This is a genomic window from Mycoplasma sp. CSL10137 (assembly GCF_017116845.1).
In the GTDB taxonomy this organism is placed as follows: Bacteria; Bacillota_I; Bacilli_A; order Mycoplasmatales; family Metamycoplasmataceae; genus Mycoplasmopsis.
This window is the reverse complement of sequence record NZ_JAFIRE010000001.1, coordinates 163,566-185,233: the sequence shown is the minus strand read 5'-3', so window position 1 is coordinate 185,233 and position 21,668 is coordinate 163,566. Positions and strand designations below refer to the sequence as shown.

At 25.1% G+C, this 21,668-nt stretch carries 22 protein-coding genes; 12 read left to right on the top strand and 10 right to left on the bottom strand.

Annotated elements, in window-relative coordinates:
- Positions 1–58 precede the first annotated feature (58 nt).
- The 4 genes from JXZ92_RS00580 (at position 59) to JXZ92_RS00565 (ending at position 5,135) form a co-directional block, all read left to right on the top strand.
- The gene (locus JXZ92_RS00580) at positions 59–1,174 is read left to right on the top strand and encodes a hypothetical protein (protein WP_205851827.1); all 1,116 of its coding nucleotides are present in this window, start codon (positions 59–61) and stop codon (positions 1,172–1,174) included.
- Positions 1,140–2,315 carry a hypothetical protein gene (locus tag JXZ92_RS00575; protein ID WP_205851825.1) on the top strand — a complete coding sequence of 392 codons (1,176 nt, stop codon included), beginning with the start codon at positions 1,140–1,142 and terminating at the stop codon, positions 2,313–2,315. Before JXZ92_RS00580 ends, JXZ92_RS00575 begins: the two co-directional genes overlap by 35 nt.
- A 202-nt stretch (positions 2,316–2,517) precedes the next feature.
- Positions 2,518–4,074: an MATE family efflux transporter gene (locus tag JXZ92_RS04080; protein ID WP_205851823.1), complete on the top strand. Its 1,557-nt coding sequence runs from the start codon at positions 2,518–2,520 to the stop codon at positions 4,072–4,074.
- 50 nt (positions 4,075–4,124) lie between these two features.
- Entirely contained in the window at positions 4,125–5,135 is a 1,011-nt protein-coding gene (locus JXZ92_RS00565; protein ID WP_205851822.1) for an HAD family hydrolase, read from the top strand.
- Positions 5,136–5,148: 13 nt separating this feature from the next.
- Here the strand turns inward: JXZ92_RS00565 and JXZ92_RS00560 are convergent, their stop codons facing one another.
- Complete coding sequence (locus JXZ92_RS00560) at positions 5,149–6,384, bottom strand: ECF transporter S component (RefSeq protein WP_205851821.1); 1,236 nt, start codon at positions 6,382–6,384, stop codon at positions 5,149–5,151.
- Between the two features lie 24 nt (positions 6,385–6,408).
- A complete protein-coding gene (locus JXZ92_RS00555; RefSeq protein ID WP_205851820.1) occupies positions 6,409–6,855 on the bottom strand; it encodes a hypothetical protein in 447 nt (148 codons plus the stop codon).
- Positions 6,856–6,954: 99 nt separating this feature from the next.
- Between JXZ92_RS00555 and efp the strand changes: the two genes are divergently transcribed.
- From efp to JXZ92_RS00530, 5 genes are read left to right on the top strand one after another with little or no spacing between them, the layout of a single operon-like run.
- The gene (gene efp, locus JXZ92_RS00550) at positions 6,955–7,518 is read left to right on the top strand and encodes an elongation factor P (protein WP_205851819.1); all 564 of its coding nucleotides are present in this window, start codon (positions 6,955–6,957) and stop codon (positions 7,516–7,518) included.
- The gene (locus tag JXZ92_RS00545; RefSeq protein ID WP_205851817.1) at positions 7,518–7,826 is read left to right on the top strand and encodes an MMB_0454 family protein; all 309 of its coding nucleotides are present in this window, start codon (positions 7,518–7,520) and stop codon (positions 7,824–7,826) included. Before efp ends, JXZ92_RS00545 begins: the two co-directional genes overlap by 1 nt.
- Positions 7,827–7,831: 5 nt before the next feature.
- Entirely contained in the window at positions 7,832–8,158 is a 327-nt protein-coding gene (locus JXZ92_RS00540) for a hypothetical protein (protein ID WP_205851816.1), read from the top strand.
- Between the two features lie 11 nt (positions 8,159–8,169).
- Positions 8,170–9,150: an MAGa3780 family membrane protein gene (locus JXZ92_RS00535; protein ID WP_205851815.1), complete on the top strand. Its 981-nt coding sequence runs from the start codon at positions 8,170–8,172 to the stop codon at positions 9,148–9,150.
- A gap of 36 nt (positions 9,151–9,186) precedes the next feature.
- The gene (locus tag JXZ92_RS00530) at positions 9,187–10,194 is read left to right on the top strand and encodes a nicotinate phosphoribosyltransferase (protein ID WP_205851814.1); all 1,008 of its coding nucleotides are present in this window, start codon (positions 9,187–9,189) and stop codon (positions 10,192–10,194) included.
- A 108-nt stretch (positions 10,195–10,302) separates the two neighbouring features.
- Here JXZ92_RS00530 and rplL read toward each other — a convergent pair whose 3' ends face one another.
- The 3 genes from rplL to JXZ92_RS04075 form a co-directional block, all read right to left on the bottom strand.
- Positions 10,303–10,674 (bottom strand): 50S ribosomal protein L7/L12, encoded by a 372-nt coding sequence (gene rplL / locus JXZ92_RS00525; RefSeq protein ID WP_205851813.1) that lies wholly within the window; start codon positions 10,672–10,674, stop codon positions 10,303–10,305.
- Between the two features lie 32 nt (positions 10,675–10,706).
- Positions 10,707–11,198 (bottom strand): 50S ribosomal protein L10, encoded by a 492-nt coding sequence (gene rplJ, locus JXZ92_RS00520; protein WP_205851812.1) that lies wholly within the window; start codon positions 11,196–11,198, stop codon positions 10,707–10,709.
- Positions 11,199–11,563: 365 nt separating this feature from the next.
- Positions 11,564–14,203 carry a type I restriction-modification system subunit M gene (locus tag JXZ92_RS04075; RefSeq protein WP_205851811.1) on the bottom strand — a complete coding sequence of 880 codons (2,640 nt, stop codon included), beginning with the start codon at positions 14,201–14,203 and terminating at the stop codon, positions 11,564–11,566.
- Positions 14,204–14,463: 260 nt separating this feature from the next.
- Between JXZ92_RS04075 and JXZ92_RS00510 the strand changes: the two genes are divergently transcribed.
- The 3 genes from JXZ92_RS00510 (at position 14,464) to JXZ92_RS00500 (ending at position 16,967) form a co-directional block, all read left to right on the top strand.
- Complete coding sequence (locus tag JXZ92_RS00510; RefSeq protein ID WP_205851810.1) at positions 14,464–15,291, top strand: PTS glucose transporter subunit IIA; 828 nt, start codon at positions 14,464–14,466, stop codon at positions 15,289–15,291.
- Positions 15,292–15,454: 163 nt separating this feature from the next.
- The gene (locus JXZ92_RS00505) at positions 15,455–16,114 is read left to right on the top strand and encodes a hypothetical protein (RefSeq protein WP_205851809.1); all 660 of its coding nucleotides are present in this window, start codon (positions 15,455–15,457) and stop codon (positions 16,112–16,114) included.
- On the top strand, positions 16,107–16,967 hold the full coding sequence (locus JXZ92_RS00500; protein WP_241006854.1) for an MAGa7180 family putative nuclease: 861 nt from the start codon (positions 16,107–16,109) through the stop codon (positions 16,965–16,967). Before JXZ92_RS00505 ends, JXZ92_RS00500 begins: the two co-directional genes overlap by 8 nt.
- Before the next feature lie 39 nt (positions 16,968–17,006).
- Here the strand turns inward: JXZ92_RS00500 and JXZ92_RS00495 are convergent, their stop codons facing one another.
- Genes JXZ92_RS00495 through JXZ92_RS00475 form a run of 5 tightly spaced genes read right to left on the bottom strand, consistent with a single transcriptional unit; the run spans position 17,007 to position 21,666 of the window.
- The gene (locus tag JXZ92_RS00495) at positions 17,007–17,750 is read right to left on the bottom strand and encodes a pseudouridine synthase (protein ID WP_205851808.1); all 744 of its coding nucleotides are present in this window, start codon (positions 17,748–17,750) and stop codon (positions 17,007–17,009) included.
- Positions 17,751–17,752: 2 nt separating this feature from the next.
- Entirely contained in the window at positions 17,753–18,859 is a 1,107-nt protein-coding gene (locus tag JXZ92_RS00490; protein WP_205851807.1) for a nicotinate-nucleotide adenylyltransferase, read from the bottom strand.
- A gap of 12 nt (positions 18,860–18,871) precedes the next feature.
- Positions 18,872–20,110: a DNA polymerase IV gene (locus tag JXZ92_RS00485; RefSeq protein ID WP_205851806.1), complete on the bottom strand. Its 1,239-nt coding sequence runs from the start codon at positions 20,108–20,110 to the stop codon at positions 18,872–18,874.
- Complete coding sequence (locus JXZ92_RS03600; RefSeq protein WP_205851805.1) at positions 20,103–20,519, bottom strand: iron-sulfur cluster assembly scaffold protein; 417 nt, start codon at positions 20,517–20,519, stop codon at positions 20,103–20,105. Before JXZ92_RS03600 ends, JXZ92_RS00485 begins: the two co-directional genes overlap by 8 nt.
- Entirely contained in the window at positions 20,509–21,666 is a 1,158-nt protein-coding gene (locus JXZ92_RS00475) for an aminotransferase class V-fold PLP-dependent enzyme (RefSeq protein WP_205851804.1), read from the bottom strand. Before JXZ92_RS00475 ends, JXZ92_RS03600 begins: the two co-directional genes overlap by 11 nt.
- Positions 21,667–21,668 lie beyond the last annotated feature (2 nt).

Genomic DNA, 21,668 nt, shown 5'->3' with positions numbered 1-21,668 from the left:
ATTACTGTCTTATTTAATATATAATAAATTGTAAAACATTTTAAAAAGGGGTTAATAAATGAAATTAAATAAAAAAATTATAAAAAATATATTAATAACAATTTCTGGAGTAAGTGCGGTCACAACTATAAGTTGTTCTCAATCTCAAGTGAAGGAAAAAGAGAGAAACATTGAAAAAAATGAAAAAAATATAAATGTGAAATCTGAAATTGAAGTTAAGGAAAAATCGAATGGTAATACCATTAATTCTAGTACAGAATTAGAAACAAATATAAGCGATAACAAAAGTAGTGATGAAAACAGTAATTTAGAGGAAGTTTCTTCAAAAGAAAAAAGTAAAACTTCATCAGATGAAGTTGTAGACAATAATAATTCTTCAAATGAAGATACTTCATCTAAAAGTGAGGAAGAAGTCGCAGATGTAGAGCCTAATAATAATGCATCTACTAGTGAAGATAAAAATTCTGTAGTTGAGAAAAAAGAAAGTATCGAATCAGAAGATGATCAGAAATCTTCAGATGTTGAAGACAAAAAAATAATAGATGATAACCAAGTAGACAATGATCAAGAAGGTAATTCGTCAGAAGAAAAAACTTCTCTAGATTCTAATAATGATTCTTCTAATAATACATCTGAAACTAATAAATCCGAAGATGAAGAAGAATTAATTGAAAATAATGAAGATAATTCTAGTTTAAATTCAACACCAGAAAAGTCTGAAGAATCAGAAAGTGAATCAAATTCAGATGAGAATACTTCAAACAAAAACGATGATAATAATAATGTTGAAGCTTTTGTTTTAAATGAAAACTTAAATAAAAATGATTTAATATCCTTAATTAATTCAAAAGTTAGAAAAAATCAAGTTCGTTTACACAAGTATGCAAACTCTGAATATTATGGAATATTTGGTGGTGGAAATAATGAACAAAATCATATATTTACAATTAATAAAAAATACAATGAAGAAAATATAAAAAGCGCAACAAATAAAAAAAATATTTTTGCGACATGAAACGATTCCGCTAAAGAACTAAAAATATCTTACAAATATAATGATGAATTAGTAGAACAATCATTTATTTTGACAGAATCTACTTCAAATTTATCAAATACATCTTCTGGGAATTCCGCAGAAGATGGCAATACCGACGCATCCAGTAGTAGCCAATAGTGATGACCATGAAGTTGAACGTTCAGAAGAAACGGTTTATGTAAGACCCCCTTTTGGTGCTAGTTTTGAATTAAAAAGTGAAAAAAATTTCCCTAACATAGTCACCGTTTTTGATCATTTAGATAGTCCCGGAAAGAAAAATAATAGTAGATACAATGAATATGGAGCTAATACAAGTAATTTAGCATATAAAAGTTATGGTTCTTCTTTAGGTTCACAAGAAGCTAGTGAATTTTTATCTATACCTAAATTAATGAAATACTATAAAAAGCACTCAAAAGAAAATTCATTAGTTATCTTTGGAGGGGATACTAATATTGAAAAAGAAAATTTTAATTTAGATAATAATTTTGACCCAGAAATTAATAAAGTTTTAAATTCATATGGAATAGGGCAAAAATATTTTACTTCTTTAAATAAAAATGGTACTGGTTATGTTCAACCTTATGACAAAATTTATTATTTAAATGGAGAAAATAAATATTACGACCTAGTAAATGATAACGACGATCCTCATTTAGATTTTAAAATAGATATAATAAAAGAATTTAAAAAATTCAATAATAAAGAAGAATTTAAAAGTATGAAATGATATAACAATCATGAAGATGAAGGATGAAATATAAGAAATCGCTTATCTGACCACGCTCCTGTTTATGTTGATTTAAATATAAAAACAAACAAAAATATTAATACCTCTTTCGCTTCAATAAACCCAAAAAAAGATACTAATCAACTAAGAATTGCTCATTGAAATATCCTTAATTATGGAAATCAAAATTTAAACACATATAAACATAAAAAGGAATTTAAATACAAAGCAATCGCTTATTTTATAGAAAAATCAGGGTTTGATATTGTTGGTTTAACCGAAATTAATGATAATGGTTCAGATGCTGTTGATTTAATTTTAAATCAGTTGAATAATAAAGGAAAATCAAAATATAAAAAAATAGTTCAAAGTAAAGAAGAATCCAGTTGAAAAAATACAAAATACGAATATTTTTACGGTAGACAAACAGAACAAATAGTTATTATATATAATTCAGATATTCTTGATAATGTTCGTTTTTTAAACGATAAAAAGAGTTTAACATATAGAGAAAATATAAAGTTATACGGCCATATAAAAACAAAATAAAAAAAGCATTTTTGTACAATAAAAGTGCTTTTTTATTATTTTTTAAGAAAAATATTTAATTATTTATAATAATTATTTATAATTGAATTAACTTTTTATTTTTATAGTTTGGAGGAGTTAAAAATGAGCGAAAAAAATCGTATAAACCAGATTTTTTCTGGATATTTAAGTAAGTTAAGTAACAATAACTTAAATTATAAAAATGTATAGAAGCATTCTTAATACATTTTTATCTCACTTTCCATCGAATAAACAAAGATGAATCCTATATTCTAAAATAGCTATACCTATTATTTTTTCGGGTATCATTGTATCATTAAATGGTTTTATTGATAATTTTATGGTTACTAATATAGAAGGAGGTGTATCAGCTCTTAGTTTTGCGAATGGATATTCAGCTATAATAAGAGGTTTATTAATTAGTATTAATATTGTAGGTACATCTATTTTTGGACAATATCGTGGCTCCGTTAAACAAGAAGAGTCTATACAAGTAGTAAGAGCTAGGTATATTTTATCTTTTGGATTAGCTATTTTATTCTTTGTAGTAATAATGTCTGCTCCTGAATTTTTTATGAGATCAGTTACTAAAGGAGATCCAAATGATATTTCTTATAAAACTGTTGTTAATTTAGGTACGGAATATATTAAAGTAATTTCATTTTCGTGATTAATTACAGGAATTAACTTTTCTACTATTTCTATATTAAGAGAAACTGGAAACGGTGGAGCATCTTTTTTTGTTTCTCTCGCTTCGTTATTATCTAATGTAGTTTTTAATTTAATATTAATTCCTAGATTTCAAGTTGTCGGATCTGCATATGCAACAATAATTTCCGGGTTAGTATCAATAGTTTTAGCTTTAATTTTTATTCGTTTGAAGACGAAAAAATATTTAATCAATCCTTTTAAGATTTTTAAAGTTTCAAAGGAAATTTGATTACAATTCTTAAAAAGAATGCCAAGTTTTTTATTAAGTTCAACAAATTTTGTCTTTGTTGCAGTAAGGGTGTTTTTGTGAGCGGCTGCGTTTCCAATTGGTTCCCTAGGGAGTCAACAAAGTTCAAATTATAAACATTGAGGTCTAAGTTCTGGTGATGTATTAGGAATTACGGCTTCATTGACTAATATATTTACAGCAGCATTTGGTGTTGTTGGTTCTAATATAGCTCTTTTTGTTGGTCAAAAATTAGGTAATGATGAGTTTGAACTTGCAGAAAAAAACGCAAAAGAACTTAAAGGCTTTCATGTTACATTAGCCTTGACATTATCTTCCATTTTTGGGTTTGTAATAATTTTTATTCCGTTTATGACATTTTTATCGAACGGTATTCAAGAAAATGTTGCAAAGAGTTTAATGGTAGATGGTGTTACTGATAAAGAAATAATCGCTAAAGAAAAACTTTTAGCATCATATTATTACCTAAAAGAAGTTCAATTAACATCTATTTCTATTGCCGTGTTTAATCCTAGTTGAATTTTCTTCGCAACTAGTGTTAGAATTCTAGAAACAGGTGGTAGAAATAATATTACTGGAATAACAGTTTTTATAACCGGAGTTTTACAAATGGCATGATTAGCTATAATTGCATATTTAATAGTTCCGAATACTATTGAATCAATGGAGTATCCGGTAGGTTTCTTTTACTTTATATTTTACTTATCTGATTTAGTAAAAATGTTTATTATTGAGTTTTTATATATTAAGTTAGATTGGTTAAGAAACATAACAAAAGAGTACAATAATAAAAAATCTTAGTTTATTTCTAAGTTTTTTTATTATATAATGTCTTATATTTAAGGGGTCAAATGATAAAACAATTTTATACAGATAATGAATTAATTGATAATAGAATTATTTTAAGAAACTGTAAGGAAAAATTTAATTTAAAAGTTGATGATTTAATAACTTTAAAAACAAAAACAACTGATAAACAAGTTTTTAGCATTGAATCAATCAATTTTATTAGTCATGATGTCGTTTTAGAATTAAAACCTTTTTGAATTAAATTAAATGATATTGATAACTTTTTCTTTGATTTAGATGGTACATTATTGAATTCTCGAACAGAAATTAATGATAAAAATTTAAACGCGCTTAATTCATTGATTGAAAATAATAAAAATATTTTTGTCGCAACTGGAAGACCTCCTTTTACGGCTTGAGATATTGTTAAAAATGTACCAACTAAGCATCCTTTAATTTTCGCTAATGGATCAATAATTTTGAACGATGATTATTCTTTATTAAAAACTTTTCATATTCCAAACAAAATAGCAATACAAATTTATAAAAAATTAATCGAATTGGAATATGATTTTCTGGTTTATACTCCTGAATTTGTGGCCGGATATAATACTTATAAAACTGATTTTTTTGTAAAGAAAAAATACTTTTCTAGAATTAGAGATGGAGAGTATAAAGAGGGAGATTTTTCAAATGAGATTGAAGATTGAACTTTTTGCAAATTTTTAGTTTTAAGAGAAAGTAATCCTGCAGAAAAATGAAACCAAATTTTAAATTTAGAAAAAGATTTTGATGGAATATATGGAGTCGTTTCGCAAGAACCATTTTTAGATATTATGAGTATAAACGCAACAAAAGGCAACGCCATTAAATATTTACTAGATTTATATGATTTAAGTGTAAATAGAACAATAAGTTTTGGAGATGCGGACAATGATGAATCGATGTTTGAAGCAACCAAATATTCCGGTGTTATGCCAAATGGTATGAAATCTGTTCAAAATAGCGCTTTATTAACTATGGATAATAATGATTCTGATTGATTATCAGATTTTATAGGTAAAATAAATTAAAAAAATAAGTTATCTAAAAATAACTTATTTTTTTAATGTCTAATAATTTATTTTCTTTTAAAAATGATAACGGAACGAAAATGGTGTATAACACAAAAGTATAAATAGGAATAATTATGACAGATCTTAGAACTATCGGATACATTAAAATTAAATAGCGGTTAGATAATGTGTACGCTTTTCCTAAGAATGTGTTTGCAAAAATGATAAATGCGAACGGTCCTCAAATTCAACGAGATATAACAATTAATGAAACTATTAAAAAATAAAATAGTATCATATAATTTAATTTAGTTTTTACTTTTTTATTCTTAGTAAAAAAAGCTCAAAAAATCATTATATTAAAAGCTATTAGTAAAATTCCTGAAAGTATAGATAATCCTATCATAGTACCAAATGATAGATATGATAACCCAAGAAATTCAGATATTTTATAACCTTTTTTAGATACTCTTGGATCTCCGGTTTTATATATAAATATAATTATTAATGCTGTAAAAACTAACATTAAAAAAATATCCATAAAAATATATGATAATTTTTTGTTATTTTTAAACATTTCGATAAAAATTGATATTGTAAATGTTGAAATTATAGGGATAATAGCATAGACCCAATGGTAAAAACCTATTTTTCCGGAAATAAGTAATCCAAAAAAATCAGCAATAAATGATAATAATGATCCTTTATATTTACCAAAAAAAAATGCAAATATTATGTAAAAAACATATTCAAAACTAAAACTTATTGTTCTTGCAATTGTATAATGGGTGATTGTTGTTAAAATGATAAAAAGTCCCAAAAATACACCAGCAAGACTAATTTCTTTAACTGTAAATGATCCATTTCTTCGTTTTTTTGCTAATTTATAATCTATGAAAAATACTTCATCTTCGTAAACTGTTCCTACTAAGATAAGAAACCTTAACGGTAATGTAAAAATATTACCTATAATTAAATATTTATATTTTTTTAAATATTTATTATTAGTATTTACTTTCGAAAAGACCGAATATTCTCTGTATGATGTGTAAACATTAATTGTTAACAATATTAAAAATATTGGTCATATAATTCAAGATAATTGCTCCCTACCTTTTAATCCAAAAAAATTATATGTTTCTAAATGTGTAAATGAATTTATAATGGCTCAAATTAGAACAATAATCGAACTAACTGTAAAAAATAAATTTTTTAAAAATGAGCTTCAAAATCCTTTAATATTACTTGTTTCTCTTTCTATATTCATCAACTAATTTTAACACAAAAACAATTAGTGTGAATTATATAAATTTTTTTCTACTTCCTTTTTTTGAGGATATACATATGTTAGTTTTGTAAAACTATCATCTTGTGTAAAATAAAATTTTACTTTATCCAAAATTGCTAACTCATTAACCTCACTGACTCTAACATTTTTAAATCGATCATCTAATTCCGATAAAAATTCAAAAAAAGTTGCATTCATTCGATAAAAATTATCAAATAACATCGACATTTCTCATAATGAATTATGATCATATAGTTCAATATAATTTTGTTGATCTTCTTTATTATAATTAAAAATAACTTTTCCAAGCAGTAAGTCATTATCTACACGCATTATAGGTAATAAATATTCTACTTTATCTTTGTTGTATTCTTCTATTGATTTTTTTAATCTATCTTTTATTTTGTAAAGTTTAAACAACTGTATTTTGTCTATTTTTTTGTTTTTCATTTTTTCCTCCAATTAATATTTAAAAAAAGAATAAAAATGAAACAAAAATAGTAAAAAATAAGTATAATTAATATATTAATTATAAATTAAGGAGTAAATATGGTAAATGTTAATGAATTTAAACCGGGTATTACATTTCAGTTAGACGGAGAAATTTTTATTGTTTTAGAAGCTCAACATTCAAAACAAGGTCGTGGACAAGCGAATGTTAAAGCAAAAGTAAAAAACCTTAGAAGTGGTTCTACAACCATAAAATCTTTTACAGGTGGAGACAAAGTTAAAAAAGCTCATATCGATAAAAGAAAAATGAGTTTCTTATATTCAGATGGAGAAAATATTATTTTAATGGATGGAGAAACATTTGAGCAAATTGAAATTTCAATTAAATTAGTAGAATGAGAGTTGAATTTTTTAAAAGAAGGTTCTGAAGTTTTAGTTAGAAAATTTGAAGAAGAAGTTCTTGATATTGAGCTTCCAGCAAATATAGTTTTAGAAGTTACTTCTGCTCCTGACGCTGTTAAAGGTAATACAACAACAAATCCACAAAAAAAAGTTATTGTAGAAACTGGTTTTGAACTTGAAACACCTATGTTCATAAAAGAGGGTGATCAAATAATTGTTTCTACTGAAACTGGTAAATACGCCGGAAAAAGTAATAAATAATGAGTTGAATTAATGTTTCATATCATTCTGATCAGGTTTATGTAGTTCAGGAAAGTGCGATAATTGATTGTATAAAATTATGTTTTTTAAATAATAAATTATTAAAATTAATTAATAAACCTAGAATTAGTATTGACTCAAAAAGAAATAATTGTTATATTTTTTTAGATGTAAAAGTAAAATTGAATAGTGAAAAAAAAGTAAATATTATTATTAAAGAATTAACAAAAAATATAGAAACAAGTGTTAAAAAATTAATAAATGTTACTCCTAAAAATATTCAAATTAGATTACTGTCATTATATTAAAATAAATGAAAAAAAATAAAAGAAATGATGTTGATATTAATTTTGCTATTTTAAGAAATAGGTTTATTAATGATATTGATATCGAAATAAAAAAAGTTGAAAAACTCAAAAATAAAAAGAGAAGTGATAATAAGTATTTAAAAATGTTATCAAATTTAAAATTTCAACTTTATAATAACGTCATAAAAAGCGAGGATTTAAGAATCAATTACCTTGCTTTTTTAAAAATAAAAAAAGAATATAACATCAAAAAAATAACTAAGTATATAGTTTTGGCTGGAATTTTATTTATGATTTTAGTTATTTCGATAATACTTTCTACGTTTTTATAAAAGAGGTACCTATGAGGATAAAAGTTAAATTGCATTTAAGTCATAAAAGTAAAAATATTTTAACTTTTATTATAGGTATAATATTAATATTTTTATATATTTCTACAGTTGTTTGGGAATGAAATGATAGAACTGATGATGTTTGAGACTTTTATCATAAAAACCCTGAAATCATTAGAGAAATTAATAAATTAGCAAATAATGAAAGTGATTTTCAAAAACAAAGAATAATATATGAGAATATATTACCAAATGCAGTAAATGATTTATGAGGTGGTAGCACACATTGATTTACATTTATGTCAAATGTGTTAATGGCCGTTTCTATTTTGTTATTACCTTTTTATCATAAATCTTTGATTGCACATAAAATTTATTTTTCAAGTATGATATATATTATTATTGTTGTCATTGTTTTTTGATCAGGAACAATAACAGACTCTACTATTTTGGGTTATATGAGTAAAAATGATATTTATAGGACTATTATATGGCACGTTATAGGTCCATTAATCGGTTTATCAACTTTGTGTTGAGAACGAAAAAAAATTAAAATTAGTAATAAAACTATATGGGTAACTTTTGTCTTCCCTGTTTTATATCTTATATTTGCAAGTACAATTTATTTTGTTTCATATAAATATAATAATTTTAATAGTTTAGTTAAATTACCGCCGTTGTCATCGAATAATTTTCCAAACGATGTTCCTCAAAGATTTAACAGAGAAATAGATCGTGGTATTGCTATATACTCTATAATTTCATTTCAACATCCTTTAGGGTATAGAGGGTCTAATATTTATTTTAAAGTTATAAATATCATTTTAATTGTTCTATTTTCGTTCTTAACATCTCCAATTATAGGATTTATATTACGTAGAGTACTTAGAATTAGACAACCACACGAAAATAATTTACCTAAAGTTTGGTTCGTGTCCCCAACCTCTTATAAAGGTATAAAAAAGCAAACTAAGGAAGAAAATAAAAAATAGTTACTCTTAAGTAACTTATTTTTAGAAAAGGAAAAAATGAATAAAAATGAAAAATATGTTGCTAGTTACTTTCATAAAACTTCACATATATTAGCAAAAGAAAAACCAAATAATATTATTGTTATGCAATTCTTTCAAAGAAAAGATGATTCTATCTTAGCTGGTATCAATGAAGTTTTAGAATTTTTAAAGCATAACACTGATGTTTCTAAATACAAAATAAAATATCTTCCCGAGGGTTCAAAAATAAATAGTTTAGATGTTGTTTTAGAACTCGAGGGGCATTATCAAGATTTTGGTATTTGAGAAGGGGTTATTGATGGAATTTTATCAAGAAGTACTTCAATAGCTACAAATGGATATAAAGTGAAAAAAGCCGCCAAAAATAAAGATGTTATTTTTATGGGAGATAGAGCCGACCATTATATAAATCAAGAAATAGATGGTAAGGCAATCAAAATAGGTGGAATAAAAATCGTTTCAACATTAGCGCAAAAAGAATGATGTGAGCAAGAAGAGTTTACAGTTTTTGGGAGTATGCCGCATGTTTTAATTCAAGGTTTTAATGGAGATGTGGTTGAAGCTACTAGAGCATTTATAAAGCATTATCCAGAAGCTAAAATAATATCTTTAGTTGATTATCATAATGATATTATTAAAGACTCCCTAAGAATTTGGGAAGCTTTCGGCAATAAAGTGTGAGGTGTTAGAATCGATACTTCGCAGAATATGGTTGATCATATGTTTGATAATGTTGAACCACATTATGGCGTAAATCCAACACAAATTTTTAATTTAAGAAAAGCTTTGGATAAAGTGGGCGCAACACAATATAAAATTGTTGTTTCTTCAGGTTTCAACGAAACTAAAATAAAAGAATTCGAAGATTTAAAAGTACCTGTTGATTATTACGGAGTAGGACAATCAATTTTTAAACTTAATAACTCTTTTTCAGCAGATGCTACAATTTTAAATGGCGAGCATCAAGCTAAAGAAGGTAGAAAATATCGTCCTAATTTAAATTTAATTAAATTAACAATATAATAAAAATGGAAATAGATTAAATTTCCATTTTTATTATATTTTTCTGTTTTATAAAAAAAATATAACCCAATAATAAAGAGTTATATTTAAATTATTTATCAAATGAAATTATTCAACTGAAACTTCAGCACCTGCTTCAGCTAATGCTGCACGGATAGGTTCAGCTTCGTCTGCGCTAATGTTTTCTTTAATAACAGCTGGTAAGTTGTCAACAACTTTTTTTGCTTCCATTAATGTTAAACCAAGAACTGCTTGAACTGCTTTAATAACTGGGATTTTTTTACCGTTATCTGCTTTTAAAACAACTTTAACGCTTGATTTTTCTTCAGCACCACCTTCTGCTGGAGCAGCAGCAACTGCCATAGCAGCCATAGGGTCGATTCCAAATTCTTCTTTCATTGCTTCAACAAGTTCCATAACTTCTTTAATTGACATTTCTTTTAATGATTCGATAAATGTTTCTTTTGTTAATTTTGCCATAATATTTTTCCTTTCAATTTTAAATTATTATATTATTCTGATTTTTCACTATACATTTTAAGTGATAATCCAAGTTGTTGTAATGGTTGCATCATTGAACGTGCAAGGATAGCAAGTGCTTCTTCATATGTTGGAAGAGTAGCAACAACTTTAACACCGTCGGCATTAACAACATTGCCTTCGTGTGTTCCTGCTTTAATTACAAATAATTTGTGTTTCTTAGCGAAAGCAACAAATAATTTTGCAGCAGCCATAGGATCTTCTGAAAATGCAAAAATGTTAGGTCCAAGTAAATATTGTGATAAATCACCTAAACCAACTTTTTCAGCAGCTATTTTAAATAAACGGTTTTTGTAAACTTTAACCTCTACACCAACCTTAGCAGCTTCATTTCTCAATGATTCTAATTCTGCAACTGTAAGTCCACGGTATTCAGCGAATACTATTGATTGTGTGCTTTGAATTTTATCAACGATTTCTGCAACAACTTCTCTTTTAGCTGTTTTAAATTTTGATTCTGACATTTATGCCCCCTTTCAAAATTAATTATTGCAATACGGGAATAAATAGTAAGTAAATATACATTAGGTAACATATTTAAGTTTTCACAGTTACTGTCTTTACGTATTGCTTTTTAATTATATTAGATTTTTTGATAAATAAAAATAAATATTTTTGAAATTAATTTTTATATTTTTCATATTATAAAATTTAATCTAACATAAAAAGAATAAGTTTAAAGGAACAAGAAAAAATATAAACAAAGTTAATTAATAATTTTCATTTTTACTTTTTCAACTGATTGTTTATTAATTGATCGTTAATTAAAAAACTTTAAAATTTAGAAAAATGATATGAACTTTAATTTATTCATATCATTTTTAAATTACTATTTGTCTTCTAATATCTTTATAAATTCACTTAATGCGATGTTATCGGTTTCACTACCGCTTAATTCTTTTAATAAGGAAGCCAATTCATTTTGAGATTCTATTATAGATTTGTTAATATCTTCGAGAGTTTCGCTATATTTGCTATTTAAAATATTTAATTTTGAAATAAATTCATCAATTATTTCATTAGATTGATTTTTAATTTTAATAAACGAGTCATTAGTTCACTTAAAGAATAAAGTTTCTATTAATTCATAATTTGAAAGTGATAATAATTTTTCTCAAGTTTGTTTTACTGATAGTTCTTTTAATGTTTGCAATTCTTGTTTTGCATTTTTTTCGTTGTTTTTAACTATTTTAAGTTCATCTTTAGTGCTTGTTATTGTTTCGTCAGTTTTATCATCAGAATCTTCATCTTGCTTCAATTCGTTATTTAATTCAGTTATTTTACTTTTTAGTGAATTAAGTTCTTCTTGTAGTTTTTGAATTTTTTCGTATTGATCACTAAAATAAAATTTTGCTATTGTTTTATAGTCTAATAACTGAATATCTCATTCTTTAATTTCTTTTGTTTTCTTTTTATTTTTAGTTGCTTCTTGTTCTAATTCGTTTTCGTTTAAGATTTCTGCATATTCTTTTATGAAGTTGTTTGGTATATTTTCTTCGAAGGAATTTATTTTTTCTATGTCATTTGAAATTAAGTCAATTATATTGTGTAATAATTGATAGAATTGATACTTTTCTAGTAGTGGAATTTGAATTGCATCACTAAAGAAAAAATTATTAAACTCTTCTTCGAATGATTTTGAGTTAAAATTCTCTAAGTTGCTAATATCTTTTATGTGATTTCTTAAAAAGAAATCTATTTTATTTAAAACAAAATTATAAGTATTTAGATATTCTGTTATATCTTGATTATTTCATATTGTTTCGCTAATATTGTCAATATCTTTAAAATGGTAATAATTTTCTTGTTTTTGAGATTTTACAAACAATTTATCTTTTAAATTAGGAAATACTTTTCAATATTCGTTAAATTTATTTATTTCTTCTTGTGAAATTCCGCCGTTTATAATTGAATATAAATCATATTCTTCTGGTTTTTCAAAATTATCAATATATCTAGAAATATTTAAATTAAAATCGTTTTCTTCGATTTCTTTATAACTTACTATTCTAGAGAAGTTATCAACTTCTGTTTTATTATTCGCAGCATGTGCAATCTTTTTAATGTGAGATATGTTAAATTTATTTTGACTATCAAATTTAACATATTCTTTTGAAGCATCAATAAATTGAATATTTCCTTTCGAATTATTATTTTTCTTTAAAATCATAATGATAGTTGATATACCTGTATTGAAAAACATATTTGATGGAAGACCAATTATAGTGTCAATAGCAAATTCTTTTGCTAATTTAGTTCTAATTTCTTTTTCGCTACCGCCTCTAAATAAAACGCCGTGTGGTAAAACTATAGCCATAATTCCGTCGTTTTCTAAATGATAATATGAATGTAATAAGAACGCAAAATCTGCTTTACTTTTCGGAGCAACACCATATGATGAAAAACGAGGATCGGTATTTGTGTTATCATCAGGTTTTCACTCTTGTGAATAAGGAGGATTAGAAACTACTGCATCAACTTTTTGAGGCTCTCTAATGCTTGGATCATTATTCTTTTTAAAAGGTCAATCTTCCAATAATGTATCACCACGTCTAACTTTAATTAAAGAAGGTTGTATTCCGTTCATAATTAAATTCATACGAGTTGACACATAAGCGGCATCCATTTTATCTTGTGCATAATAAGTTACTTTGTCTTTGCTGTTTGTTATTCTTTCAAATTCCTTACCTAAATTTAATAATAAAGAACCTGTACCAGATGTTGGGTCGTATATTGTTATTTTATCTCTATTTTTTATGTGATTTCCGATTATTTCGGACATTAAAACAGAAACTTCGTGAGGTGTATAAAATTCTCCGTCATTTTTACCTGAACCAGTAGCAAATTTACCTAATAAATATTCATAAATATGCCCGATGACGTCATAATTTTGTCCATCAACTGGTATTTCATTAATTATTTCCATTAATTGCATCATTGTAGCTGTTTGTTTTTTATCATTTTCTATATTAGATTTATCTAACGTTACAAGAATTATTCTTAATAAACCTTTATATAGTTCTTTGAATTGTTGATTATTACTTTTGTTTACTATATCATCAAAACTAACTATTGCCTTTCTTAATACTTCTATATTAAAACTAAAAGGTGAGTTTTTATCGTTTCCAAATTTGATTCATGTTTGGAATAAGTATTTAAATGGTATATAATATCCCATTTCACTAATAGATACTTCTTCAATATTTTCAATAATTTCCTTTGTGAAACCATTATTTGGGGTTTTGTTTGTTTTTGGATCTAAATATTCTGGGTCTAACTCATTCATTTGTTCGAATGTAATTCCCTCATTTTCGTTGACAAAATCTATTATTTTTTGAGATAAAAATTTATAAAAAATTAATGGCAAAATTATATATTTATAATCCTCTGTGTTGTAATTATTTCTTAATTTATTAGCAGAATTTCATATTTTAGCTGATAACTCTTTTTTATTGACTCTTTTTTTCATTTGTGCTCCTTTTTAAAATGGTAAATTATAATTCTAAAATATTTTTTATAAATTAATTATAACTATATTTTTTATAATAATTGTTCTTTTTTAGTTTTTTTATTGTGTTTATTATATTTACTAAATGTCTATAATAAAAAGCTAATCCTTATTTTTTGTTTAAAATAATTTAATTTAATATAAAAAATAAGTCAATTTTTGGTAAAATATCATAAATATAACACTTAAATAAATATTTTTATAATAAGAAGGTAGGAAATATGTCAAATTTAAACAAATGACTTGAACTTTTAGAGTCAAAAAATTTAGAACATGCGCCACAAGAAGTTCAAGAATTAACAGATGCTATGGGTGGTATAAAAAATATAGTATCTTTCAATAATAGTGTTTCTCAATTAAGATATGATCTTAGAAATCCATCATTAGTTAATGAAGAATTATTAAAAAAACTTGGAGCAAAAAAGGTAAATTTATTTACAGAACAAAAATATATTCAAGTCGAAATGGGTGATATTGTTGAAACAATTAATAAAGTAATTAAAAAATATGCTTCAGTTATTGTAGATAATTCTGATCACAATTTGGTTACAACAACAAACAACGTTAATGCAAAAGGTCAAAAAGCATCAAAAGAAATGGAAGTAGTTGCTCCATTATCCGGAAAAGTAGTTTCTCTAGAATCTTTAAAAGACGGTGTGTTTTCAAATGGTTTAGTTGGTAATGGTTTAGCAATTAAAATGGAAGGTAATTCAAAAGTTGAATTATTAGCACCTTTTAATGGTAGAATTACAAGTATGCCCGCATCAAAAACTCAATTTATTTTTAAAACAAATTGCGATGTTGAACTAATTGTTTTAATTGGTCAAGATAGTTACAAATTAGATGGTTTAGGAATAGAAGGAAAAGTTTCTCTTAATGAAGAAGTTAAAGCGGGAGATACATTATTTGTAGTAGATTTAGAAAAATTTACAAACGAAAAAATTGATAAAACATTAATAATTTCAACAACAAGCGATTCAAGACTTAAAAAAGTGATAGAACTAGAAGAATTAGCAGTTTCTGGTAAAAAATTATTTAAATTAAGCTAATAGAAAAATTTATTAAAACTCGTAATAGTTTATATTAGTAAACTTATTACTGAGTTTTTATTTACGCAATATTTCATTAAATTACTTAATTTTTAAGTTACTAAATGAAATTTATATATAATATTAAAAATACAATTTAAAAAACAATCAAAGGAGACGATGTATGAAAGCAAAACAACATGTAATAATTTTAATTAACGGTAAAAGAAGAAGCGGTAAAGGCATTTTAAGTCAAGGTCTTAAAAAATTATTAACAAAGCAATTTGAAGATAATATTCACATACTTTCTTTTGCTGAACCTATCAAAAAGATTACAGAACCAATTTTAGATGAAATTGAATGAGATAAAAAAGATAAAGAAGTGGTTAGACCTCTTTGAATAGCGATGGGTGAAGTCGGAAGAAATATTAACAATAACATTTGATGTGGACGTGTTTTTGAACGTATTACAGAGATTGCAGAGCAATCTGCAAAAGAAAACAAAAATAGTTTATTTATTATTGATGACTTGCGTTTTCCTAATGAATTAGATTATTTCAAAAAACATTTAAAAGACATTCAGCAAATAATAGACCCTACTAAAGAAAAACATTTAGCAAGAGTTATAGCAATTAGAATTGAAAAGTTTATGGATGCAAATAAATTTATTCCGGGCGTTGATGATAATTCAACAGAAATTAGTTTTGACAAACTTGTTAACTTAGTTTTTGATTATATAGTACCTCAAAACACGCTGATTAATGAAGAGTTGGTTGCTGATTTTAAGGGTGTTGAAGTTGTTGCTAAATTATTAGTGGAGAATTACATTAAAAATAATGGCTAGACAATATTTTAATAAAAAACATTATATTATAGATGAAGAAAAAAGAGTTGTAATATTATTGCCTGAATTTTATAATCAGTTAAGAACTTTTGATAAGTGAAAAGGTTATAAAAAAATAGGTGGCAGCAGTGTAGGTGACATTTTAACTCCAGGGAGATTTAAATCAGAATTTAATGCATTTTGCCATATTACTAGATTAAAAATTCCTGTATTATCCAAAAAATATATAAATGCGGGTACGATATTAGAGCCAAAGATTTTTGATATATTTAGAAATTCTCCTCAAGTTAAAAAAAGAGGAATTACTATCGAGAATTATGTTGCTTCAGAATATGACTATGATTATTTTAAGAACGTAGATGATGTTCTTAGTGGTGTTCCTGATGGTTTTGATCCTATAAATAAAGTTATTTACGAAGTAAAAACTGCAGGTGAAGCTAAGAAGGAAAAATGAGATAATGAAGGTGTAGATCCCTCGTATTTAAAGCAAGCTCAATTATATACATATTTAATGTCTAAAAAAATAGGTCAAAATGTTGACTTTTACTCTATTTTAGTTGCATTTTTATCAGATGAAAAAGGTGATTATTTAGACCCTGCTAATGTAGATTTAAATCAACGTTACATGAAAGTTTATTCAAGGAAAGTAAATAAAGTTGAAGTTGAAGATGATATTAGAATAGTTCGTGAATGATATAAAAAATATACAAATACAGATACATCGCCACAATTTGATTTTTCTAATGATGCAGATCAATTAGATTTTTTAAGATGTGAAAATCAAGAACAATATCAAGAGTTGATTAAAAAATGAAAAGATTTAGGTAAAGCAGACTCTGATTTTATAGGATAAATAAATTAAAAATTAGCAAAAGGTTGCTAATTTTTAATTTTATCTACTTTTATCTGGTTTAAATAATTTTTCTTCTTGTAATCTTACAAGGTTTTTTAAATCTTTAATTTCTTTTGGTTTCAATGGACGATAGTAACCTAACGGTAATTTTTCAACTGTTATTCCTGCATATTCTAGCCTTTTTAAATTTATAACCATTTTATTTACTGTTTCGAATAATTTTTTAACATGATGATAAGTTCCTAAACTAAGTACAACAAAATAACTTTTTGGGCTATCTTCGCCTACAGGTATAACATCTTGAACACTTTTGGTATTATTTACTTTTACAATGCCATTTAATTTTTTTAATTCCTTAGGAGATAGTTTTTCATTTAATCTAGCTCTATAAACTCTTAATATTTGATATTTTGGATGAGTCAATTTGTTAGCTAAATCCCCGTCATTTGTCAAAATTAAAGCTCCTGTTGTATCATAATCTAATCTACCTACAGGAAATATTTTATATGGTGTATCAATTAAATCTGTAACTTTTTTTCTGTTAAAATTATCTTTAAGTGTAGATACTGTTTTAGGTGGTTTATTCAGAATGAAATAAACTTTTTCTTCTTCACTTTCAATTGGTACATTATTTACTAATATTTCATCGTTAAAAGAAGCTTTGTCTCCCAACTTTGCAACTATTCCATTTACTTTGACTTTTCCGTTAGTAATTAATTTTTCAGCTTCTCTACGAGATGCAACTCCTGCTTTAGAGAGTATTTTCTGTAAACGTTCTTCCATGTTTAGTTTTCTCCTCTTATGTATTCTTGATAAATTGATTCAATTTCTTTATCAAAAATTACACCTTTATCAATATTTCACTGATAAGTAATCTTTATCACTTCCCTAAATGCTTGATCTAAATTTTCGTAAGCTAATTTTTTTATTCTTTGAACACCTTTAAAATGAACTATAGAATTTACTTTATCAGATAATATAATTATTTTATCTAATGTATTCATATCTTTTCTCATGCTTGTATGATATTTTATAGAATTTAATATTTCTAAATCTTTTATTCCGTAAACATATTTAGCTCATAAATATCCGCAAACTTGATGTAAGAAATGTTTAGGAGTATCAATTAATTCAGGCTCTGTCATTTTAATAAAATTCCTTGAATTTTCTACACTTCATTCTTTTGCGATATCATGTAAAATACCAGCTTTATACGCTTTAAGGGCGCTTACACCGTTTAATTTAGCTATTTCTGCCGCAAAACTAGCCGTTAAACTAGAATGTTTAGCTCTACGTGCAGAAAGTGAATTATGTATTATTTCAAATAAGTATAATCCTTTTTCTTGTATGTAATTCATTACCTTTGGATCTAGATAAGAAAAAACTTTTTCATTTTCTATTATCGAAAAACCTTTTTTAAAATCGGTTGAAGAATAATCATATAATTTATTTTTTAATAAAACTCCGTTGTATCTTTTAAGATTAAGTTTATTTATAGTTCTACTTCTACGTACAACGACTATTTTAGTTAATGTTGAAATAGTTTCTATATCTTTTCATTTATTTAATTTAGGTAAATTATCTGATCCTATAATTAAATATAACTCATCATTTTTATATTTATTTTTTAAATATTTAACAGTGTCTATTGTATAGCTAATATTATTTCTTTTTGCCTCAAATAAACAAAGTTCCATTTTGTCTTCTAAAACCAAATTAATCATATTTATTTTATCTTCGGTTTTAACACCACTTTTATTTTTAAAAGGTGATTGATAAGTTGGGACTATTAATAATTTATCTAGACCAAGCTCGCTTATTACATCTTTTGCTATTTGTATATGACCCTTATGTATTGGGTCAAAACTACCTCCGTAAATACCAATTTTCATATTTCTCCTTGATTATTTTTTAAAAATACTATGTGATATTAAATTTATCTCATGATTAATTTTAATTTTTTCTTTTTTATTTAATTCTGATAATTTAAAAACGTTTGTACTTTTTATTTTTTTATTGACTTGAGCAATTATGGTTTCTACTTTTTCTTTTTGCTCATCGACTTTTTTTGTTTCTCCTAAAAGAGAAAAATGATTATAAATACTATCTTTATCAACTAATTTAGATACTCTAATTCCAATACCTTTTATATTATTTAAATCTACATTTTTATCAATTAATTTTTTAATATGTTTATATATTTCTCTTGAATCATTAGTAGGAGATATGTTTTTATTATAAGCTTTTCATTTTTTACTATAGTCTCTAACTACTAAGGATAAATTTTTTGCTAATAAGAATTCTTCTTTTAATCTATTACTAATATTCAGTGCAATTTTATTTACCTTATCTAGAATTTCTATTTCGTCATATTGATATTCAAAGGTTATTTCATTGCCCATTACTTTATTTTGTTCTATTTCAAAGTTTAAATCACTATTTTTTTCTATATCCAAACTATCTAAATATTTGTAAGCTGTAGTTTTAAAAACTTGTAATAATTCAAAATCGTTTTTTTTCTTTTTCGCCAAATCACCAATAGTAAAAATATTTATTTGTCTAAGTTTATTTGCTATTTTAGAACCAATACCATGAAATTTTTCAATATCTAGTTTGAAAAAATTTTCTTTATAATTATTTTCATCTGTATAACCAATACCAAAAGGTTTCGAAATATTAGTAGTCATTTTAGCGTAAAACTTATTTAAAGATATTCCTATGGTTATTGGTATATCAAATTTTTCTAAAACGTTTGTTTGAATTTTTTTAGCATAACTAATTGCTTGTTCTTTGTTTTTTAAAATAATATTCGGAACAATGTAACACTCATCAATTGATGCTACTTCAATTTTTGATGCAAAAATTTTTTTTAAATATTTAAAAATTTTATTAGACAAATATTGGTACAACCTAAAATAAGGTTTTTCGATTATTGTTTTAGGTTCAATTGCTAAAATTTCATAAACTTTAGAACCTGCTTTTACTCCTATTTTTTTTAATTCATAACTAATTGAAACAGCAACGGAATGTTTTTCCGATCTAGCTATTGCTACTGGTTTATTTTTTAAATTTGGTTTAATAGTTCTTATAGCGCTTACAAAATATGAATCAAAATCTATATGAAAAATATATTTATTATTCATTTTCTAAGAAATATTTAGGTGTTAATAAAGCACATACCACTCTATTTAAATGAGTTTTAGTATTAAAAAATACTCATAAATCACCAAGTGAATTAATTTGTTCATCACTAAGTTGCTCTTGGTTTACAAATTTTTCAAATAAAAGTGTCAGTTTTCTAATTTCGTTTAATGATAAACCTTTTATTTTATCTAAAAATATATCTGTAGAAGCCATAAATACAGCACAACCATGTCCATTAAAATGAACATCCACTAGCTTATCATTATCTCACTTTGTTTGAATGTTTAATTTATCTGAACATGTTGTGCTAAAACAAGTTTGAAATTCTCCTTGTAATTCCATTTTATTATTAGGTTTAGTATAATGAGACATAATCAATTCTCTAGCTATATTAGGATTAAAATGCATAAAAATCGCCTCCGTTTTTTAATGTTTCTATCAACTTATCAATATCTTCATAATTGTTATATATTGCTAACGAAATTCTTAAATATGAATATTCTTGTTTTATATTTCTTAAATATGGAGCACAAAAAATTCCTGCAATAGTATAAATCTGTTTAGAACCTAAATAAGTAGCTACATCTTGAGAGTTTATTCCTTTAATATTTATTAAAGCAATATAATCACCAGGTTTTGAAAATACTTCTATATTTTCTAATTTAGATAGTTGTTCATGTAAGTAAATAGATAATTTTTTTAAAATTTCTTGTGTTTTTTGGTATCCTATTTCGTTAAAAAAATCCAAAGATTTATTAAACATATACATACCGGCAATGTCTGGAGTTCCAGGTTCAAAAGCGGCTATAGTTTTTTTGAGAGTTCATGTTGTATCGGTGTTAATATCATCAATAGCTCCGCCGCCAAATTTTACAGGCTTCATTTGTTTTAATAATTCTGTTTTGACTGCCAAAACACCCAATCCAGTTGGTCCATAAAATTTATTTGTGCTAAAAGCTATTGCATCAGAAAAAGAAAAAGAGACTTTTTGGTGAGCTATCGCTTGCGCTGCATCATTAAATAAATATGCATTCTTTTCTTTAACTAACTTATAAATTTTATTTAAATCAAAATTTTGATTAAAATTATTAGTTTCTTGTGCTAATGAAACAATTTTTAAATTAGGGGTATTGTCAATATCATCAATCAAATTTTCGCTAAATTTAATTATCGCACCACTTTGTTTAGATATTTCAATTCACGGGATTATATTTGAAGAATGATTAAATGAACTTAATAAAATAACTTCATCTTTTTTAATTAATTGACTAAACATTCTAACAAAAATATTAATTGACTCAGTTGTTCCGCTTGTAAAAATTATTTCTGAATCTTTAGCATCGAGCAAGTCTGCTACTTTATTTCTAACATTTATTATTGTTTGATTAATTTCATTTCCTAATGGTGTGTCGGCCGTTCTCGACGAAATAGATTTATTTGTATAATATTCAGTGATTGCATTCGTTGCTATAGTAGGTTTTAGCACAAGCGCCGCACTGTCGAAATATGTAATATTATTTAAAATAGGAAATTGTTTTCTAATATCATTATTCATAT